This window comes from Agrobacterium sp. CCNWLW32 (assembly GCF_037083425.1).
GTDB classification, from domain to species: Bacteria; Pseudomonadota; Alphaproteobacteria; order Rhizobiales; family Rhizobiaceae; genus Agrobacterium; species Agrobacterium radiobacter.
The window spans coordinates 51,618-66,491 of sequence record NZ_JBAOJM010000006.1 but is presented as its reverse complement, the minus strand read 5'-3'; the positions used below and the strand labels follow the sequence as shown (position 1 = coordinate 66,491).

Here is a 14,874-nt window from a genome sequence, read left to right as displayed (position 1 = left end):
TAAACAGAAGCCCTTCGCGCAGGTTGGAACGATGAACATTTTTGCTGATTTCGATACCAGGATCAAAAACGCGCTCGAGACCCTCGATCTCGTGAAAGAGAACCGCGAAAAGGTCGATTTCAGTCGAGTTACGGTCGAATCCCCGCGTGATCTGAGCCACGGCGATGTAGCAACCAATGCCGCCATGGTGCTGGCGAAGCCGCTCGGCACCAATCCGCGCGCGCTTGCCGAACTCATCGTGCCCGCACTTCAGGCGGATGGCGATGTCGACAGCGTCAATGTCGCCGGTCCGGGCTTCATCAATCTCAAGGTTTCGGTCGGTTACTGGCAGCGTCTTCTGGCCGATATGATCAGTCAGGGCATCGATTTCGGCCGCTCCACCGTCGGTGCTGGCCAGAAGATCAACGTCGAATATGTCTCCGCCAACCCGACCGGCCCGATGCATGTCGGCCATTGCCGTGGCGCCGTTGTCGGCGACACGCTGGCGAACCTGCTCGCTTTTGCGGGTTACGGCGTTACCAAGGAATATTACATCAACGATGCCGGCTCGCAGATCGATGTGCTGGCCCGTTCGGTGTTCCTGCGTTACCGCGAGGCGCTTGGTGAAGATATCGGCACCATTCCGTCCGGTCTCTACCCCGGTGACTATCTCGTTCCCGTTGGCCAGACGCTGGCGGATGAATATGGCATCAAGCTGCGCGCCATGCCCGAGGAAAAATGGCTGCCGATCGTAAAGGACAAGGCGATCGACGCGATGATGGTGATGATCCGCGAGGATCTGGCCCTGCTCAACGTCAGGCACGATGTGTTCTTCTCGGAGCGCACGCTGCATGAGGGCAATGGCGGTCCGATCCTCTCGGCCATCAACGACCTCACCTTCAAGGGCCATGTCTACAAGGGCACCCTGCCGCCGCCGAAGGGCGAATTGCCTGAGGACTGGGAAGACCGCGAACAGACGCTGTTCCGCTCCACGGAAGTGGGCGACGATATGGACCGCGCGCTGATGAAGTCGGACGGTTCCTACACCTATTTTGCCGCCGACGTTGCCTATTTCAAGAACAAGTTCGATCGCGGTTTCTCCGAGATGATCTATGTGCTCGGCGCTGACCATGGCGGTTACGTCAAGCGTCTTGAAGCCGTTGCGCGCGCCGTCTCCGAGGGCAAGTCGAAGCTGACGGTTCTTCTGTGCCAGCTCGTCAAGCTGTTCCGTGACGGCGAGCCGGTGAAGATGTCGAAACGCTCCGGCGACTTCGTCACGCTGCGCGATGTTGTCGATGAAGTGGGTCGCGATCCCGTGCGATTCATGATGCTTTATCGGAAGAATTCCGAGCCGCTGGACTTCGATTTCGCGAAAGTGACCGAACAATCGAAGGATAATCCGGTTTTTTACGTGCAATATGCGCACGCCCGCTCAATGTCGATCTTCCGGCAGGCGCAGGAAGCGTTTCCGGGGCTTGCTCCCTCTGCGGAAGAGATGGCGGCATCTGTCACTTTGATCAGTGATATCAATGAGTTGCAGCTGGTTGCAAAGCTCGCCGAATATCCGCGCCTGATCGAATCCGCAGCCCTTTCGCATGAGCCGCACCGGCTTGCTTTTTACCTCTATGATCTCGCCAGTTCCTTCCATGGACACTGGAACAAGGGTAAAGACCAGCCGGAATTACGTTTTATTAACGATAAAAACCGAGAATTGAGCATTGCCAGACTTGGGCTGGTGAATGCTGTCGCAAATGTTTTGAGGTCCGGCCTTACGCTTTTAGGAGCGGACGCACCTGCTGAAATGCGATAACATATCACCATTATTTGCTCACAATACGCTGGCAAGAGCTGCAATGCGTAGATGGTGGAACACGTAATGGTCGAAAAAAATGTCGCGTATAACCGGGACACCCGGTCCGAAGGCTTCGCTGACAACGATCCTCTGGCAGAGCTGGCACGTATCGTCGGCTTCGAAGATCGTCCTTCGCATGCGGGTTCCGAAGCTGCGCCACGCGCTGCCTCACCGGCAACCCGCCGCGAACCCGAATTCAACCTCGAAGACGAGCTGCTTCGGGAGTTCGAGGTTTACGATGCGCCGCACGCCGATCCGGTCGTTCTTGATCCGGCAAACGATGTCCGTGCGGGCATCCATCCCAACGATTTCATGCAGCGTGTCGAATCCGTTTTCGCCCGCCGCGAGCCGGAGCTTGCGCCGGTGGCCGAACCCGTGGCCGCGTCTGCGCCAGAGGTGAGGGAAGAGCCGCTTCCGGAAATCGATCAGGCCTATATTCACAACTACGTCGAAACGACCACCCAGGATATTCGCGCGGATTTCCGTGATGATGCCGGCGCGGTGGCCGAAGTTTTCGATGTGCATTCGCGCCAGTCGCGTCCCGCCGAGCCGATGGTTTATCAGCCGGCCGCCCAGCAAGTGGCATGGGAAGAGCCGCAGGCCGCTGAGCCCGTGCAGCCCGAATGGCACGCCATGCCGGAGCTCCCGGCCGATGTTTCGAGCAATGTTCAGACCTATGCGCCGGAGCCGCAGGCTTTCGATCTCGCCGATGAGGTGGAAATAGCTGTCGCCGAGGAAGCGCCCGCACCGATTTCCGTGCGTCCGCCGTCGCATGGCGGCCGGTCTTCGCTGGAATTCTCCAGCCTGCGGCTGCCGCTTGCCAATTTCGGCGCGCGCCGGGATGTTTCGGCTGTCGATCCGAAGCGGGTTGAGCCGCGCTCCGAGCAGCAGCCTGCCGCGGCCCGTATCGAGCCGCAGGTCGAAGCCGCTCCCGCACCTGCCTTCGTTCAGGCGGAAGACACCGCTCCGTCCTTTGCACCGCCGGTTGCCGAGACCTTCACGCCTGCCGTGGAGCCTCTGGCGTTTGAGGTTGCCGAGAAGCCGGCATCGAAACATCTCTCGCCGATGGACGAGCTGATTTACGACGTCGCGAAATATTCCATTCCCGGTCGCGGTGAAACACCGCTCGTGCAGGACGTTCCCGCTGCGCAGGCTGCGGAAGTGGAGCTGCCCGTGGTCGCCGCCGCGCCGGTGAAGGCAGCGCCGATTGTCGCTGCTGCGCCCGCAGCACCCGTCGAAGAGTTGGATTTCACGGATTTCGCTGGCTTCAACGATGATGATTTCGAGCTCGCGCTCGACGATCTCGATCTTGATCTGGATTTGTCTGAAATCGTCGAGGCGGAGGTTGCACCTGCGCCCGCGCCGCAACCCGTTCGCCAGCAGCCGGCCGCTCCGGTTGCCGTTGCTGCCGTCGCGCCGCAGCCCGTGAGAGAACAGCCCGCGCCGCAGCCGCGCCCGGCTCCCGTTGCCGCACCGGTCGCTGCTGCTGTTCAGCCGCGTCCCGCTGCTGCAGCACCGCAGCCGGCACCACAGACGCTGGAAAGCCTGCCTTTCGATCCTTCGCAGATCGGCGAGACGGAAGAACATCCGGAAACCATCGTCGAAATGGATGTGCCGGAACTGCCGGTCGGGGTTTTTGAACCCAAGCCGGCCGCGCGCCGTCACGAAGAAGATCTCGATATCGATACCGAGCTTGCGACGCTGTTTGCGCCTGCTGTCGCCGGTGGTCTCGACCGTCACAAACATGCGGAAAATCGCGGCGCCGCCCAGGCGCGTCCTGTTCAGGCTCCGGAAGAGGCCGATGAATTCGAACGGGCGCTGGAAGAGGATTTCCGTCGTTCCATGCAGGAGGCTGCGGCGTCCCGTGGCAACGCGTCCCGCGACGCCGAGAATACCTATGTGGAGCATCCGGCGGCTTATCGTGACGAGGATGAACGCGGCGGTCGCCGCTGGATCATGCCGGTTGCAGCCGCAATCGGTCTGGTGCTGATCGGTGGCGGCGTTTACGCGCTGGTTTCCGGCGGCTCGTCCAGCACGGGCTCCAATGGCGCACCTGTCATCATCTCCGCCGACAATGACCCGATGAAGGTCGTGCCGGAAAATCCGGGCGGTCGCGTCGTGCCAAATCAGGACAAGGCGGTTTATGACCGCGTGGCTGGCGGCAGCGCTGCCGATCCGAAGCAGCCGGCGCTGATTTCCAGCAACGAGCAGCCGGTGGATGTGGTTCAGCGCACGCTGATCCCCGAACAATTGCCGCTTGAAGGCGAAAACGACGCGGATATGGAAGCCGCCGGCACGCCGGTTGGCGAGACCGAGGATCCGCGTCTGCTTTCGCCGGAAGAAAAGGCCGCACAGAACGAAGGTTCGGCTGCAACCGGCGTTTCGCCGCGCAAGGTCCGCACCATGATCGTCAAGCCTGATGGCACGCTGGTTGCCCAGGAGGTCGAGGTACCTGCAGCCCAGCCGCCGAAGGCCGACAAGGTCGAGGAGCTTGCAGCGCCGCAGACCGCGAAGCCCGGTGAGGGCGCTCCCGCCGTCATCGCCGCATCGCGGGTTCCGGTCGCGCCGGAGCAGGCTCAGCCGCAGGCCAACACACCTGCCGCCGCCGCCAAGCCGGCAGCGCAGTCGGCAGCACCGCTTCCAGCGGCACGTCCGTCCTCGCAGCCTGCCAATGTGGTGGCAACGGTGACCAACCAGGGCAATGTGCGCCCCGCGACCGCTCCGGCACAGCCGCAGGCCGCGCAGCAGCAGGCGGCAGCCGCGACCCCGGCAGCGACCAGCACGCCTTCTGCCGGTGGCTACTACATCCAGATCGCCTCGCTGCCGAGCCAGGCGGAAGCCCAGAAGTCCTACCAGAACATGTCGGCCAAGTTCGGCTCGGTCATCGGTGGACGTGGCGTCGACATCAAGGCCGCCGAAATCGCCGGCAAGGGCACGTTCTACCGCGTCCGCATCCCGGCGGGTGACAAGAACGAAGCTGTGGCGCTGTGCGAAAAGTTCCGCTCAGCCGGCGGCAGCTGCCTGGTAGCGCGCTGATAGAGGCTGATCCGGCGTAGAAAGATTGGGGCTGCCGCATGAGGCAGCCCTTAGAGTATTTGGACCTTCCATCACACTCTGCATCATCCTCGGGCTTGTCCCGAGGAACCACAACCCGGAGCGATGAATCCTCGGATCAAGCCCGAGGATGACGGCGGAGAGGTTATCGGACGATTTTCGCAGTCCCGATGGCGCAGTCTCCTTACCCTTACCCCTATCTTCCCTGAGAGCGTGACATCATGACTGATTGCAAAGCTATGATCCTCGGATGCAGCGGGCTTTCGCTGACCGCCGACGAGATTGCCCTTTACCGCGATGAACAGCCCTGGGGCTTCATCCTGTTCGGGCGCAATATCGGCGAGCCGCAGCAGATCACCGATCTCGTCGCCGCCATGCGCGACGCCGTCGGGCGGCCAGACGCGCCGGTTCTGATCGATCAGGAGGGTGGGCGTGTTCAGCGCATCAAGCCGCCGATCCTGCAGGCCTATCCGAATGCCCGCATTCTCGGTGAAATCTATGAGCGCGACCGGGGGGCGGGTCTGCGTGCCGCCTGGCTGATGTCGCGCCTGCATGCCTTCGACCTCATGAAATTCGGTATCAATGTCGATTGCCTGCCGGTGCTTGACGTGCCGGTGGAAGGCGCCAGCAACGTCATCGGCAACCGCGCCTATGGCTACACGCCGACCATGGTGGCCGAGATGGGGCAGGCGGCCGCCGATGGCCTGAAGGCGGGCGGCATGCTGCCTGTCATGAAACATATGCCGGGTCACGGTCGCGGCATGGTGGATTCGCATCATGAACTGCCTGTCGTCGACGTACCGCTCGATGAGCTGGACGCCCATGATTTTGTGCCGTTCCGGGCGCTGAACCACGAATTGATGGCGATGAGCGCGCATCTGGTATTCAATGCCGTCGACCGCGAACGGCCTGCTACGACCTCGCCGAAGGTCATCGAGGAGATCATTCGCGGTCGTATCGGCTTTGATGGCCTGCTGATGTCCGACGACAGTTCCATGAACGCGTTGAAGGGTACGCTGGGCGAGCGGGCTGCGAATATTGTTGCGGGTGGCTGCGATATAGTCTTGCATTGCAACGGCGTGATGGGTGAAATGCTTGAAGTCGTGAAGGAGGTTCCCGTTCTTTCCGGCCGCTCGCTGGAGCGGGTGCGGGCAGTTGAAGCGGGTTTCCCGACTGCGGACCCGTCCGACGAAGCGGAACTGAGAGCCGAATTCAACGCCATGTGGGCCGTTTCCTGACGATCTTGGGGGCGGCCGCTCACTCGGGATCAAGGCCGGACGCCCGGCGGATGGAACAATGGCCGCAGACAAGTCTCGCAATTCAACGCCGATGGACAAGCTCTGGCAGGATGTGACGCCGGAGCGGTTGACGGGTGAGGCCGGGCTGGTCATCGATGTCGCGGGTTTTGAAGGCCCGCTCGATCTTCTCCTGCATCTTGCCCGCACGCAGAAGGTCGATCTGTCGCGCATTTCGGTGCTGGCGCTCGCCGAACAATATCTGCAATTCGTGGAAAGTGCGCGCCGCGTGCGCATCGAGCTGGCGGCCGATTATCTCGTGATGGCGGCGTGGCTCGCCTTCCTCAAATCCAAGCTCCTCATTCCGCAGCAATCCAAAGATGAAGGCCCCTCGGGCGAGGAAATGGCCGCGACGCTGGCCTTCCGGCTGAAACGCCTGGAGGCGATGCGCGAGGCGGCGGAACGCCTCGTCAACCGCGCCCAGCTCGGCCGCGATGTTTTTGCCCGTGGCGCGCCGGAGCATATTCCGCATATCAACCGCTCGGCCTATGAGGCCAATCTTTACGATCTGCTCAGCGCCTATGCCAATCTGCGGCAGCGTCAGGCGATTACCCAGGTCACGATTGAAAAACGGCAGGTCTGGTCGCTTGTCGAGGCGCGCGAGCTTCTGACCCACCTCCTTGGCGATGTCGGGGAATGGACCGTGCTCGATCAATATCTGCTGCAATATGTGCCCGATCCGGCCATGCGCGTGACGGCGATTGCCAGCGCCTTTGCCGCTTCGCTGGAGCTGGTGCGCGAGGGCTCGCTGCAAATCCGGCAGGACGGTGCTTTCCAGCCCATCTATATGCGCCGCGGCGCAAGGGACGACCGTGCCGTGAATGCCGAAAGGACTGATAATGATGAATGACGATGAGACCGCCGAGGCCACCATTGCGGCAGATGGGGCCGAGCCCGAACAGACGGTGTTTTCCGAACGGCAGGTGAAGGAGGCCGAGCGGATCGCCGAGGCTTTGGTCTTCGCCTCGTCCGAGCCGGTTTCTGTCGGTTTCATCGCCGAGCGCCTGCCGCGCGGCATGGATGTCGTCGCCATTCTGCAGCGTCTCAAGGTTCTCTATGCGGAGCGGGGCGTCAATCTCGTGCAGGTGGGCGGGCAATGGGCTTTTCGCACCGCCGGTGATCTTTCTTTCGTCATCCGCGCCGAGGAGAAGGAGCCGAAGAAGCTGTCGCGCGCGGCGCTGGAAGTTCTTGCGATTATCGCATATCATCAACCGGTGACACGCGCCGAAATCGAGGAAATCCGCGGTGTTCAGACCTCGCGCGGCACGCTTGATGTGCTGATGGAGGCGGGCTGGGTCAGGTTCCGTGGCCGCAGGCGTACACCCGGCCGGCCCGTGACGATCGGCACCACGGTGGAGTTTCTCGACCATTTCGGCCTTGAGGAACTGCGCGATCTGCCGGGCCTTGAGGAATTGAAGGGCGCAGGGCTGCTTTCCGGCCGCATTCCCTCCAATTTCGGCGTGCCTCTGCCGATGATGAGCGACGAATTGCGTGAGGACGAAGACCCGATCACGCAGCTTGATCTTGAGGAACTGGGCCTGCTTGCGCCTGGCGGCGGCGATGGCGACGATTGATATCGCCATCCTGTTGGCGCGGCCACGAAAACTTTATGCGCACTCGCTGTTGAAGCGACGATTTGTCGTTTGAAAAAGCCTTTCAAACGTCTTACATCGTCTGAAAGCGAAATTCAGGAGTTTCAGTTATGGGTTCTTTTAGTGTGTGGCATTGGCTCATCGTGCTGGTGATCGTTCTCGTCCTCTTCGGACGCGGCAAGATTCCGGAATTGATGGGTGATGTTGCAAAGGGCATCAAGAGCTTCAAGAAGGGCATGGCTGACGAAGACCAGACGCCGCCGCCGGCCGATGCCAACACGAAGACCGTCGACCACAAGGCTGACGAGATCAAGTAAGCGGCCTTGCCGCTTGGTGTGAGACTGACGGGCGTTAGGGTCTCGGGAGCATTTTGATGTTTGATATCGGCTGGAGCGAGCTTCTGGTGATTGCGGTCGTTTTGATCGTGGTCGTCGGACCGAAAGACTTGCCGCCCATGATCCGCGCCTTCGGCAAAACGATGGCCGGCCTTCGCAAGATGGCGGGGGACTTCCGCACGCAGTTCGATGAGGCGCTCAAAGAGGCCGACATGGACGATGTGCGCCAGACGATCTCCGATGTCCGCAATCTCAACCCCACCAACTCGCTGCGCGATGCGATGAACCCGCTTCGCCAGCTCGGCAACGAGATCAAGTCCGATCTTCAGAAGGCGACGGCTGCGCCGGATGGCCTTTCGTCCACGCCGGCGCCGGCGACAAGCGAGCCGGTCGCGCCGCTGGTCAGCGTGCCTGAGCCTGAAATGAAGCTGCCGGATGCGCCGCCTGTTGTAGCCGCACCCGCTGCGCCGGTTGCCGCGGCCCTCGCTGCGGAGGAGAAGCCGAAGCGCGCGCGGGCGAAATCTATTGCTACTGTTGAGGCCGAAGCGGTTGCCGCCAAGCCGAAACGTGCAGCCCGGAGCAAGGTTGCCGCAGCGCCCGAAACCGCCGTCACCGCGAAAACCAGTGAGCCCGCCGCCTCGAAGCCCGCCGTGAAGACCGTCGCCAAAAAGGCGGCCGTCCGGAAGTCTTCCGCAGACAAGGCGGCGGTGGCCGATGCCAAGCCGGCGAAGACGGCAAAAACCAAGGCTGCAAAGCCCACAAAGGATGAAGTATGAGCGGGGATATCGAGGATAAGCCGCAGCCGCTTATTGAGCATCTCATGGAGTTGCGCACGCGGCTGATCTGGGCGCTCGGCGCGTTCTTCATTGCCTTCATCGGCTGCTTCGCCGTTGCCAAACATCTCTTCAACCTGCTTGTCATTCCCTATAAATGGGCAGTGCTCTGGGCGGGGCTGGATGTGACGAAATCGTCACTGATCTATACTGCGCCGCAGGAATTCTTCTTCACGCAGATCAAGGTTGCGATGTTCGGCGCCATGGTGATCTCCTTCCCGGTGATCGCCTCGCAGCTTTACAAATTCGTGGCGCCCGGTCTCTACAAGAACGAGCGCGCCGCCTTCCTGCCATTCCTCATCGCTTCCCCGATCCTGTTCCTTATCGGTGCGGCGCTCGTCTATTTCTTCTTCACGCCTATGGTCATGTGGTTCTTCCTCGCCATGCAGCAATTGCCGGAAGATGGCGAAGTCGCGATTTCACTGATGCCGAAGGTGTCGGAATATCTGAGCCTCATCATGACGCTGGTGCTGTCCTTCGGTCTGGTGTTCCAGCTGCCCGTCGTCACCACGCTTCTGGCGCGCGTCGGTCTTCTGACCAGCGACTGGCTCAGGGAAAAGCGCAAGTTCGCCATCGTCATGGCCTTTGTGGTTGCCGCCGTGCTGACGCCGCCCGATCCCATGTCCCAGATCGGTCTTGCACTGCCTGCGATCATTCTCTACGAGATTTCCATCTACATGGCTCGACTCGTGGAGAGGAAGCGCGCTGCGGAATCCGCAAGCACGGAGCTGGAGGAGACCTGATTTTCCTGAAGGTCTCGCCGCTCTGAAAATCTCCTCGCGCCGGGTTCATGCCCGGCGTTTTGCTGTAAAACACGGGCAATGCAACAACGGTCTGGAACGACGATGCACGACATTAAATGGATACGCGAAAACCCCGAAGCCTTTGATGCGGCGCTTGCGCGCCGCGGCGCGGAGCCTGCCGCCAGCGGCCTGATCGCGCTCGATGAAAAGCGCCGTTCCGTCATCCAGTCCCTGCAGGACATGCAGTCGCGCCGCAATGCCGCCTCCAAGGAGATCGGCGCCGCCATGGCGCAGAAGAACATGGAGCTTGCTGACAAGCTCAAGGCCGAAGTCGCCGACCTCAAGGACAACATGCCGCGCGCCGAGGAGGAGGACCGTCAGGTCACCGCCGAGCTGAACGACGCGCTGTCGCGCCTGCCCAACATGCCTTTCGACGATGTGCCCGACGGCAAGGACGAGCATGACAATGTGGTCGCCCGTGTGGTCGGCCAGAAGCCCGGCTGGAACCATGAGGCAAAGGAGCACTTCGAGATTGGCGAAGCGCTCGGCTATATGGATTTCGAGCGTGCCGCCAAGCTTTCCGGCGCACGTTTCACCGTGCTGACCAGCCAGTTGGCGCGTCTGGAGCGAGCGCTCGGCCAGTTCATGATCGACCTGCACACCAGCGAACATGGCTATACCGAAGTCTCCTCGCCGCTGATGGTGCGCGACGAGGCGATGTTCGGCACCGGGCAATTGCCTAAATTCTCCGAGGACCTGTTCAAGACCACGGATGGCCGCTGGCTGATCCCGACGGCGGAGGTGACGCTGACCAACCTCGTGTCCGGCGAAATTCTCGATCAGGAGAAGCTGCCGCTGCGCTTCACCGCGCTGACACCGTCCTTCCGTTCGGAAGCGGGCTCGGCCGGTCGCGACACGCGCGGCATGCTGCGCCAGCACCAGTTCTGGAAATGTGAGCTCGTCTCCATCACCGATGCGGAAAGCGCCGTTGCCGAGCATGAGCGCATGACGGCCTGCGCCGAGGAAGTGCTGAAGCGTCTTGGCCTGCATTTCCGCACCATGACGCTCTGCACGGGCGATATGGGCTTCAGCGCCCGCAAGACCTACGATCTGGAAGTGTGGCTGCCCGGCCAGAATACCTATCGCGAAATTTCGTCCTGCTCGGTCTGCGGCGATTTCCAGGCGCGGCGCATGAATGCGCGTTATCGCGGCAAGGACGACAAGGCGACGAAGTTCGTTCATACGCTGAACGGTTCCGGCACCGCCGTCGGCCGCTGCCTGATCGCCGTTCTCGAAAATTATCTGAACGACGATGGTTCCGTCACAATTCCGGACGTGCTGCTGCCCTATATGGGCGGGCTGACGCGGATCGAGAAGGCGGCCTGATTGGCCGTCTGTTAATCGGCCGTCCTACCGGCCTTGCGCCGGTATCCAGCCAGCCCAAGTCATTGGGCTGAAGAGACTCTTCCCGCCGCGCGGATGCGCGTCGACTGGATTCCGGCTCAAGACCGGAATGACGGGTATGGGGGGTGCTTCTGTGAGAGAAATCATTGTGTCCTCATAGCGGGATACAGCAGCGGAGGAAAACATGCGGATTTTGCTGACGAATGACGACGGTATTCACGCCGAAGGTCTGGCCGTGCTGGAGCGTATCGCCCGCACGTTGTCGGATGATGTCTGGATCGTTGCGCCGGAAACCGACCAGAGCGGGCTTGCCCATTCGCTGACGCTTTCCGAACCGCTGCGTCTGCGTAAGGTTTCCGACAAACATTTCGCGCTGCGCGGCACGCCCACCGATTGCGTTATCATGGGCATTCGCGAGGTTCTGCCGGAAAAACCCGATCTCGTCCTCTCAGGCGTCAATGCCGGCGCCAACATGGCCGATGATGTCACCTATTCCGGCACCATTGCCGGCGCCATCGAAGGCACGCTGCAGGGCGTGCGCTCCTTTGCGCTGAGCCAGGCGTTCAGCCACGCCGAAGGCCGCGTCGTGCCTTGGGAAGTCGCTGAAACCTATGCGCCCGATCTCATTCGCAAGCTCATTGATGTCGATCTGCCTGACGGCACCTTCCTCAACCTCAATTTCCCCAATTGTGCGCCAAAGGATGTGCAGGGCGTGTCCGTCACCGGGCAGGGCAAGCTCGATTTCGGCCTGACGGTGGAGGAGCGGCAGGATGGTCGCGGTCTTCCTTATTATTGGCTGCGCTTCGGCGAGCGCCTCGGCACCTTCCGCGAGGGCACGGATATTCACGCCTTGAAGCACGGCAAGATTTCGGTCACACCGCTTAAGCTTGACCTGACGGACTACACGGTGAAGGATCGGGTTGCGCAAGCACTTGGATTCGGAGTCGCCGATTGAAATCCGCAATGGTCGAAAAGGAAGGTTTTGCCGCTCTCGTTCTCCGCTTAAGGGGCGAGGGGATTTCCGACCTTGACCTTCTGACGGCGGTTGAGCAGACGCCGCGTTCCAAATTCGTGCCGCCGCAATTTGCGGCTGACGCCTATTCCAGCCGTACCATTCCGATCGACTGCGGCGCCTTCATGGAAGGCGCTGACATGGCGGTGAAGATTCTCGCCCGCCTGCAGCTGAAACCCGGCCAGCGCGTGCTGGAAATCGGCACGGGCAGCGGTTTCATGACGGCGATCATTGCACGCCGGGTGGAGCGCGTCTTTTCGCTGGAGCGCTACAAGACGCTGGTGCAGCAGGCGCAGAACTGTCTCGATGATCTCTCCATCCGCAATGTCGTCATCCGCCAGGCGGATGGCAGCAATGGTCTGGTGGGCGAGGGAACCTTCGATCGTATCGTCTCCACCGCCGCCTTTACCACCATGCCCCGCTTCTTTGCCGAGCAGATCGTTTCGGGCGGCATGATGATCGCGCCGATCATTCTTGAAGGCGACCGTTGCGTGATGACGCGTTTCTCCAAGACCGGCAGCCGCTTCGAGAAGGAAGAGCTGTTCGAGGCGCCTTATCTGCCGCTCAGCACCCATATTGCGCGTCATTTGTGACAAAATGAAAATTTTGGAGACATTCTATTTTTGTCTCCTAATGTTCTGAATTTTCGCAACTATCTGATTTTTAATATCATTATTGTCTCAACATGACGCATCTGGTTTCCGTCATGGTTATCGAAGTGTCAAAAAAGCACTGAGCGGCTTAACGTTTTAACGGCGTGGTAACACTAACGCGCTTTAATCATAAACATCGACGCATGGTTTTCCCCACCTCGGGAAATGGGCCTTGCAAGAAGTGAAATTTGTGCCGGATCGCATCTAGATGCGGCGGGTTGGCGTCAGTGTAGATCGAGTCATGCGTATGAGACATTCGTCTAAAATCGGAAAATCAGTCGCAAAAATGTTCGCAGCGGCATTGCTGGCAAGCGTCGCAACGGGCTGTAGCTCGGATGCAACGCGGTTCAGTGGCCTCTTTTCCAGTGGACCGGATCGGATGACAACGGCGTCAATTCCTGCCCGTCAGGGCGGCGGTGCTTACGGGCAGGTCCCGGTCCCGCAGGGCGACATGAATGGCGGTTACGCCTCTGCCGCGCCGCAGGGTGGTTACGCCAACCAGAACATGGCCGGCAACTCCTATCCGCAGTCCGGTGGCTATGGCGGGGTTCAGCCTTCCACGGCCCGCGCGTCGGCCTCGCCGGTGCAGCGTTCCGAGCTTTCGGCCCCAACCGCCGTGGCAAGCCGCGATCCGTCGACCCGCAACGAAGCCATGGCCCAGCCTTTCCCGTCCGCTCAGCCCAAGGCCGCGCCGTCGCTTGCTGCGCCCGCCCAGCAGGCTGCTGCTCCCGTCGCCGACAACCTGACCACGGCAACTGTTCGTTCCGACAAGAATGGCTGGCACACCGATGGCGCTTCCTCCGTGACCCTGCGTCCCGGCGAAAGCATCGCGACACTCTCCAACCGTTACGGCGTTCCGGAAAAGGAACTGCTGCGCGTCAACGGTCTGAAGACCGCATCCTCGGCGCAGGCCGGCCAGTCGATCCTCATTCCGAAATTCGGCCAGGCCCGCAATGCCGCCAAGGATGCTGCCGGCAATATCGCTCTCAACCGCAATGGCGACCAGCCGACCCCGCTGCGCGGCCCCGAGGGGAACGTAGCCGTGCTGCCGTCGCAGACCGCCGTGCGTGACAAGGTTTCCTCCGAAGCCGGCAAGCTGACGCCTCCGGGCGGTAAGCCGTTGCCGCCGACCGGTGGTTACAAGGTTCAGCCGGGCGACAGCCTGGCGAAGATCGCCCGCGAAAACGGCGTATCGGTTGCTGCCTTGAAGGCCGCGAACGGTCTCGGCAATGAAAGCATCCGCGTCGGCCAGACGCTCAACATGCCGGGCGCTTCGACGGATGCCATCAAGACAGCTTCCGTTCCCGCCAAGGAAGCGGCGAAGGCGGTCGAAACCGCATCGGTCAAGCCTGAGCCCTACAAGGCTCCCGCTGCTGCCGCCGCTCCGACTGCGCCTGCCACACCAGCCACGGCAAGTGTCAGCGATATCGAGAAGAAGGCCGACATGGCCTCCATCGCACCGGAATCCACCGGTATCGGCAAATATCGCTGGCCGGTACGCGGTGCGGTCATCAACAATTTCGGCGACAATGTCGAAGGCAGCCGCAACGATGGCATCAACATCTCCGTTCCCGAGGGCACGCCGATCAAGGCCGCCGAAAACGGCGTGGTCATCTATGCGGGCAACGGCCTGAAGCAGCTCGGCAACACGGTTCTCGTCCGTCACGACGACGGTAAGGTCACGGTTTACGGCAACGCCGCCAATCTCGACGTACAGCGCGGCCAGAAGGTCCAGCGCGGCCAGACCATCGCCACCTCAGGCATGACCGGCAGCGCCAAGCGTCCGCAGGTTCACTTCGAAGTCCGCAAGGATGCGACGCCGGTGAACCCCTCCAGTTTCCTTGAATAGGTATTGCGTCTCAAGGAATGATGAAGCCGGGTGAAGAACCCGGCTTTTTCATTTTTGGGGTGGTGCGTGCGGAGAAGGTGCTGGAATGGGTGCCACGGGCTTAGTGGGTGTTGGTTTCCTCGCGGTTTTCTCCTCCGTCATGCCGGACCCGATCCGGCATCCAGTCGACGCGCGTCTGCGCGGCGGAATGAGTCTCCTCAGCCCAAGGACTTGGGCTGGCTGGATACCGGCTCAAGGTCGGTATGACGGATGTGGGGATGCAGCCCAAGTCAC

The 14,874-nt window shown here is 61.3% G+C and carries 12 protein-coding genes; all 12 read left to right on the top strand.

What is annotated here, in order from left to right; translation table 11 throughout:
- Positions 1–31: 31 nt before the first annotated feature.
- The 12 genes from argS (at position 32) to V6R85_RS14745 (ending at position 14,601) form a co-directional block, all read left to right on the top strand.
- The gene (argS, locus tag V6R85_RS14800) at positions 32–1,789 is read left to right on the top strand and encodes an arginine--tRNA ligase (RefSeq protein ID WP_111834539.1); all 1,758 of its coding nucleotides are present in this window, start codon (positions 32–34) and stop codon (positions 1,787–1,789) included.
- Positions 1,790–1,855: 66 nt separating this feature from the next.
- Positions 1,856–4,867: an SPOR domain-containing protein gene (locus V6R85_RS14795; RefSeq protein WP_111834459.1), complete on the top strand. Its 3,012-nt coding sequence runs from the start codon at positions 1,856–1,858 to the stop codon at positions 4,865–4,867.
- 239 nt (positions 4,868–5,106) lie between these two features.
- Positions 5,107–6,123, top strand: a complete 1,017-nt coding sequence (gene nagZ / locus V6R85_RS14790) for a beta-N-acetylhexosaminidase (protein WP_003509725.1) — start codon at positions 5,107–5,109, stop codon at positions 6,121–6,123.
- 58 nt (positions 6,124–6,181) lie between these two features.
- Positions 6,182–7,030 carry a segregation and condensation protein A gene (locus tag V6R85_RS14785; protein WP_003509724.1) on the top strand — a complete coding sequence of 283 codons (849 nt, stop codon included), beginning with the start codon at positions 6,182–6,184 and terminating at the stop codon, positions 7,028–7,030.
- Entirely contained in the window at positions 7,020–7,754 is a 735-nt protein-coding gene (gene scpB / locus V6R85_RS14780; protein ID WP_099085363.1) for an SMC-Scp complex subunit ScpB, read from the top strand. The genes V6R85_RS14785 and scpB overlap by 11 nt, the downstream gene beginning before the upstream one ends.
- A gap of 128 nt (positions 7,755–7,882) precedes the next feature.
- Complete coding sequence (locus V6R85_RS14775) at positions 7,883–8,089, top strand: twin-arginine translocase TatA/TatE family subunit (protein ID WP_003509722.1); 207 nt, start codon at positions 7,883–7,885, stop codon at positions 8,087–8,089.
- Between the two features lie 56 nt (positions 8,090–8,145).
- Positions 8,146–8,883: a Sec-independent protein translocase protein TatB gene (gene tatB, locus V6R85_RS14770; protein ID WP_087744120.1), complete on the top strand. Its 738-nt coding sequence runs from the start codon at positions 8,146–8,148 to the stop codon at positions 8,881–8,883.
- The gene (gene tatC / locus V6R85_RS14765; protein ID WP_003509720.1) at positions 8,880–9,683 is read left to right on the top strand and encodes a twin-arginine translocase subunit TatC; all 804 of its coding nucleotides are present in this window, start codon (positions 8,880–8,882) and stop codon (positions 9,681–9,683) included. The genes tatB and tatC overlap by 4 nt, the downstream gene beginning before the upstream one ends.
- A gap of 102 nt (positions 9,684–9,785) precedes the next feature.
- Positions 9,786–11,069, top strand: a complete 1,284-nt coding sequence (gene serS, locus V6R85_RS14760) for a serine--tRNA ligase (RefSeq protein ID WP_111834458.1) — start codon at positions 9,786–9,788, stop codon at positions 11,067–11,069.
- A gap of 202 nt (positions 11,070–11,271) precedes the next feature.
- Positions 11,272–12,042, top strand: coding sequence for a 5'/3'-nucleotidase SurE (surE, locus tag V6R85_RS14755; protein WP_003509717.1), 771 nt, complete (start codon positions 11,272–11,274; stop codon positions 12,040–12,042).
- Positions 12,039–12,692, top strand: a complete 654-nt coding sequence (locus tag V6R85_RS14750) for a protein-L-isoaspartate(D-aspartate) O-methyltransferase (protein WP_026364136.1) — start codon at positions 12,039–12,041, stop codon at positions 12,690–12,692. The genes surE and V6R85_RS14750 overlap by 4 nt, the downstream gene beginning before the upstream one ends.
- A gap of 346 nt (positions 12,693–13,038) precedes the next feature.
- Positions 13,039–14,601, top strand: a complete 1,563-nt coding sequence (locus V6R85_RS14745) for a LysM peptidoglycan-binding domain-containing M23 family metallopeptidase (protein ID WP_065695407.1) — start codon at positions 13,039–13,041, stop codon at positions 14,599–14,601.
- The last annotated feature ends 273 nt before the right edge of the window (positions 14,602–14,874 follow it).

Excerpts from the sequence above, each read along its gene's own strand:
- V6R85_RS14775 (WP_003509722.1), top strand. The coding sequence starts at position 7,883 with ATGGGTTCTTTTAGTGTGTGGCATTGGCTCATCGTGCTGGTGATCGTT.
- nagZ (WP_003509725.1), top strand. The coding sequence starts at position 5,107 with ATGACTGATTGCAAAGCTATGATCCTCGGATGCAGCGGGCTTTCGCTG.
- V6R85_RS14795 (WP_111834459.1), top strand. The coding sequence starts at position 1,856 with ATGGTCGAAAAAAATGTCGCGTATAACCGGGACACCCGGTCCGAAGGC.
- surE (WP_003509717.1), top strand. The coding sequence starts at position 11,272 with ATGCGGATTTTGCTGACGAATGACGACGGTATTCACGCCGAAGGTCTG.
- argS (WP_111834539.1), top strand. The coding sequence starts at position 32 with ATGAACATTTTTGCTGATTTCGATACCAGGATCAAAAACGCGCTCGAG.
- V6R85_RS14785 (WP_003509724.1), top strand. The coding sequence starts at position 6,182 with ATGGCCGCAGACAAGTCTCGCAATTCAACGCCGATGGACAAGCTCTGG.
- V6R85_RS14745 (WP_065695407.1), top strand. The coding sequence starts at position 13,039 with ATGTTCGCAGCGGCATTGCTGGCAAGCGTCGCAACGGGCTGTAGCTCG.
- serS (WP_111834458.1), top strand. The coding sequence starts at position 9,786 with ATGCACGACATTAAATGGATACGCGAAAACCCCGAAGCCTTTGATGCG.
- tatB (WP_087744120.1), top strand. The coding sequence starts at position 8,146 with ATGTTTGATATCGGCTGGAGCGAGCTTCTGGTGATTGCGGTCGTTTTG.
- tatC (WP_003509720.1), top strand. The coding sequence starts at position 8,880 with ATGAGCGGGGATATCGAGGATAAGCCGCAGCCGCTTATTGAGCATCTC.
- scpB (WP_099085363.1), top strand. The coding sequence starts at position 7,020 with ATGATGAATGACGATGAGACCGCCGAGGCCACCATTGCGGCAGATGGG.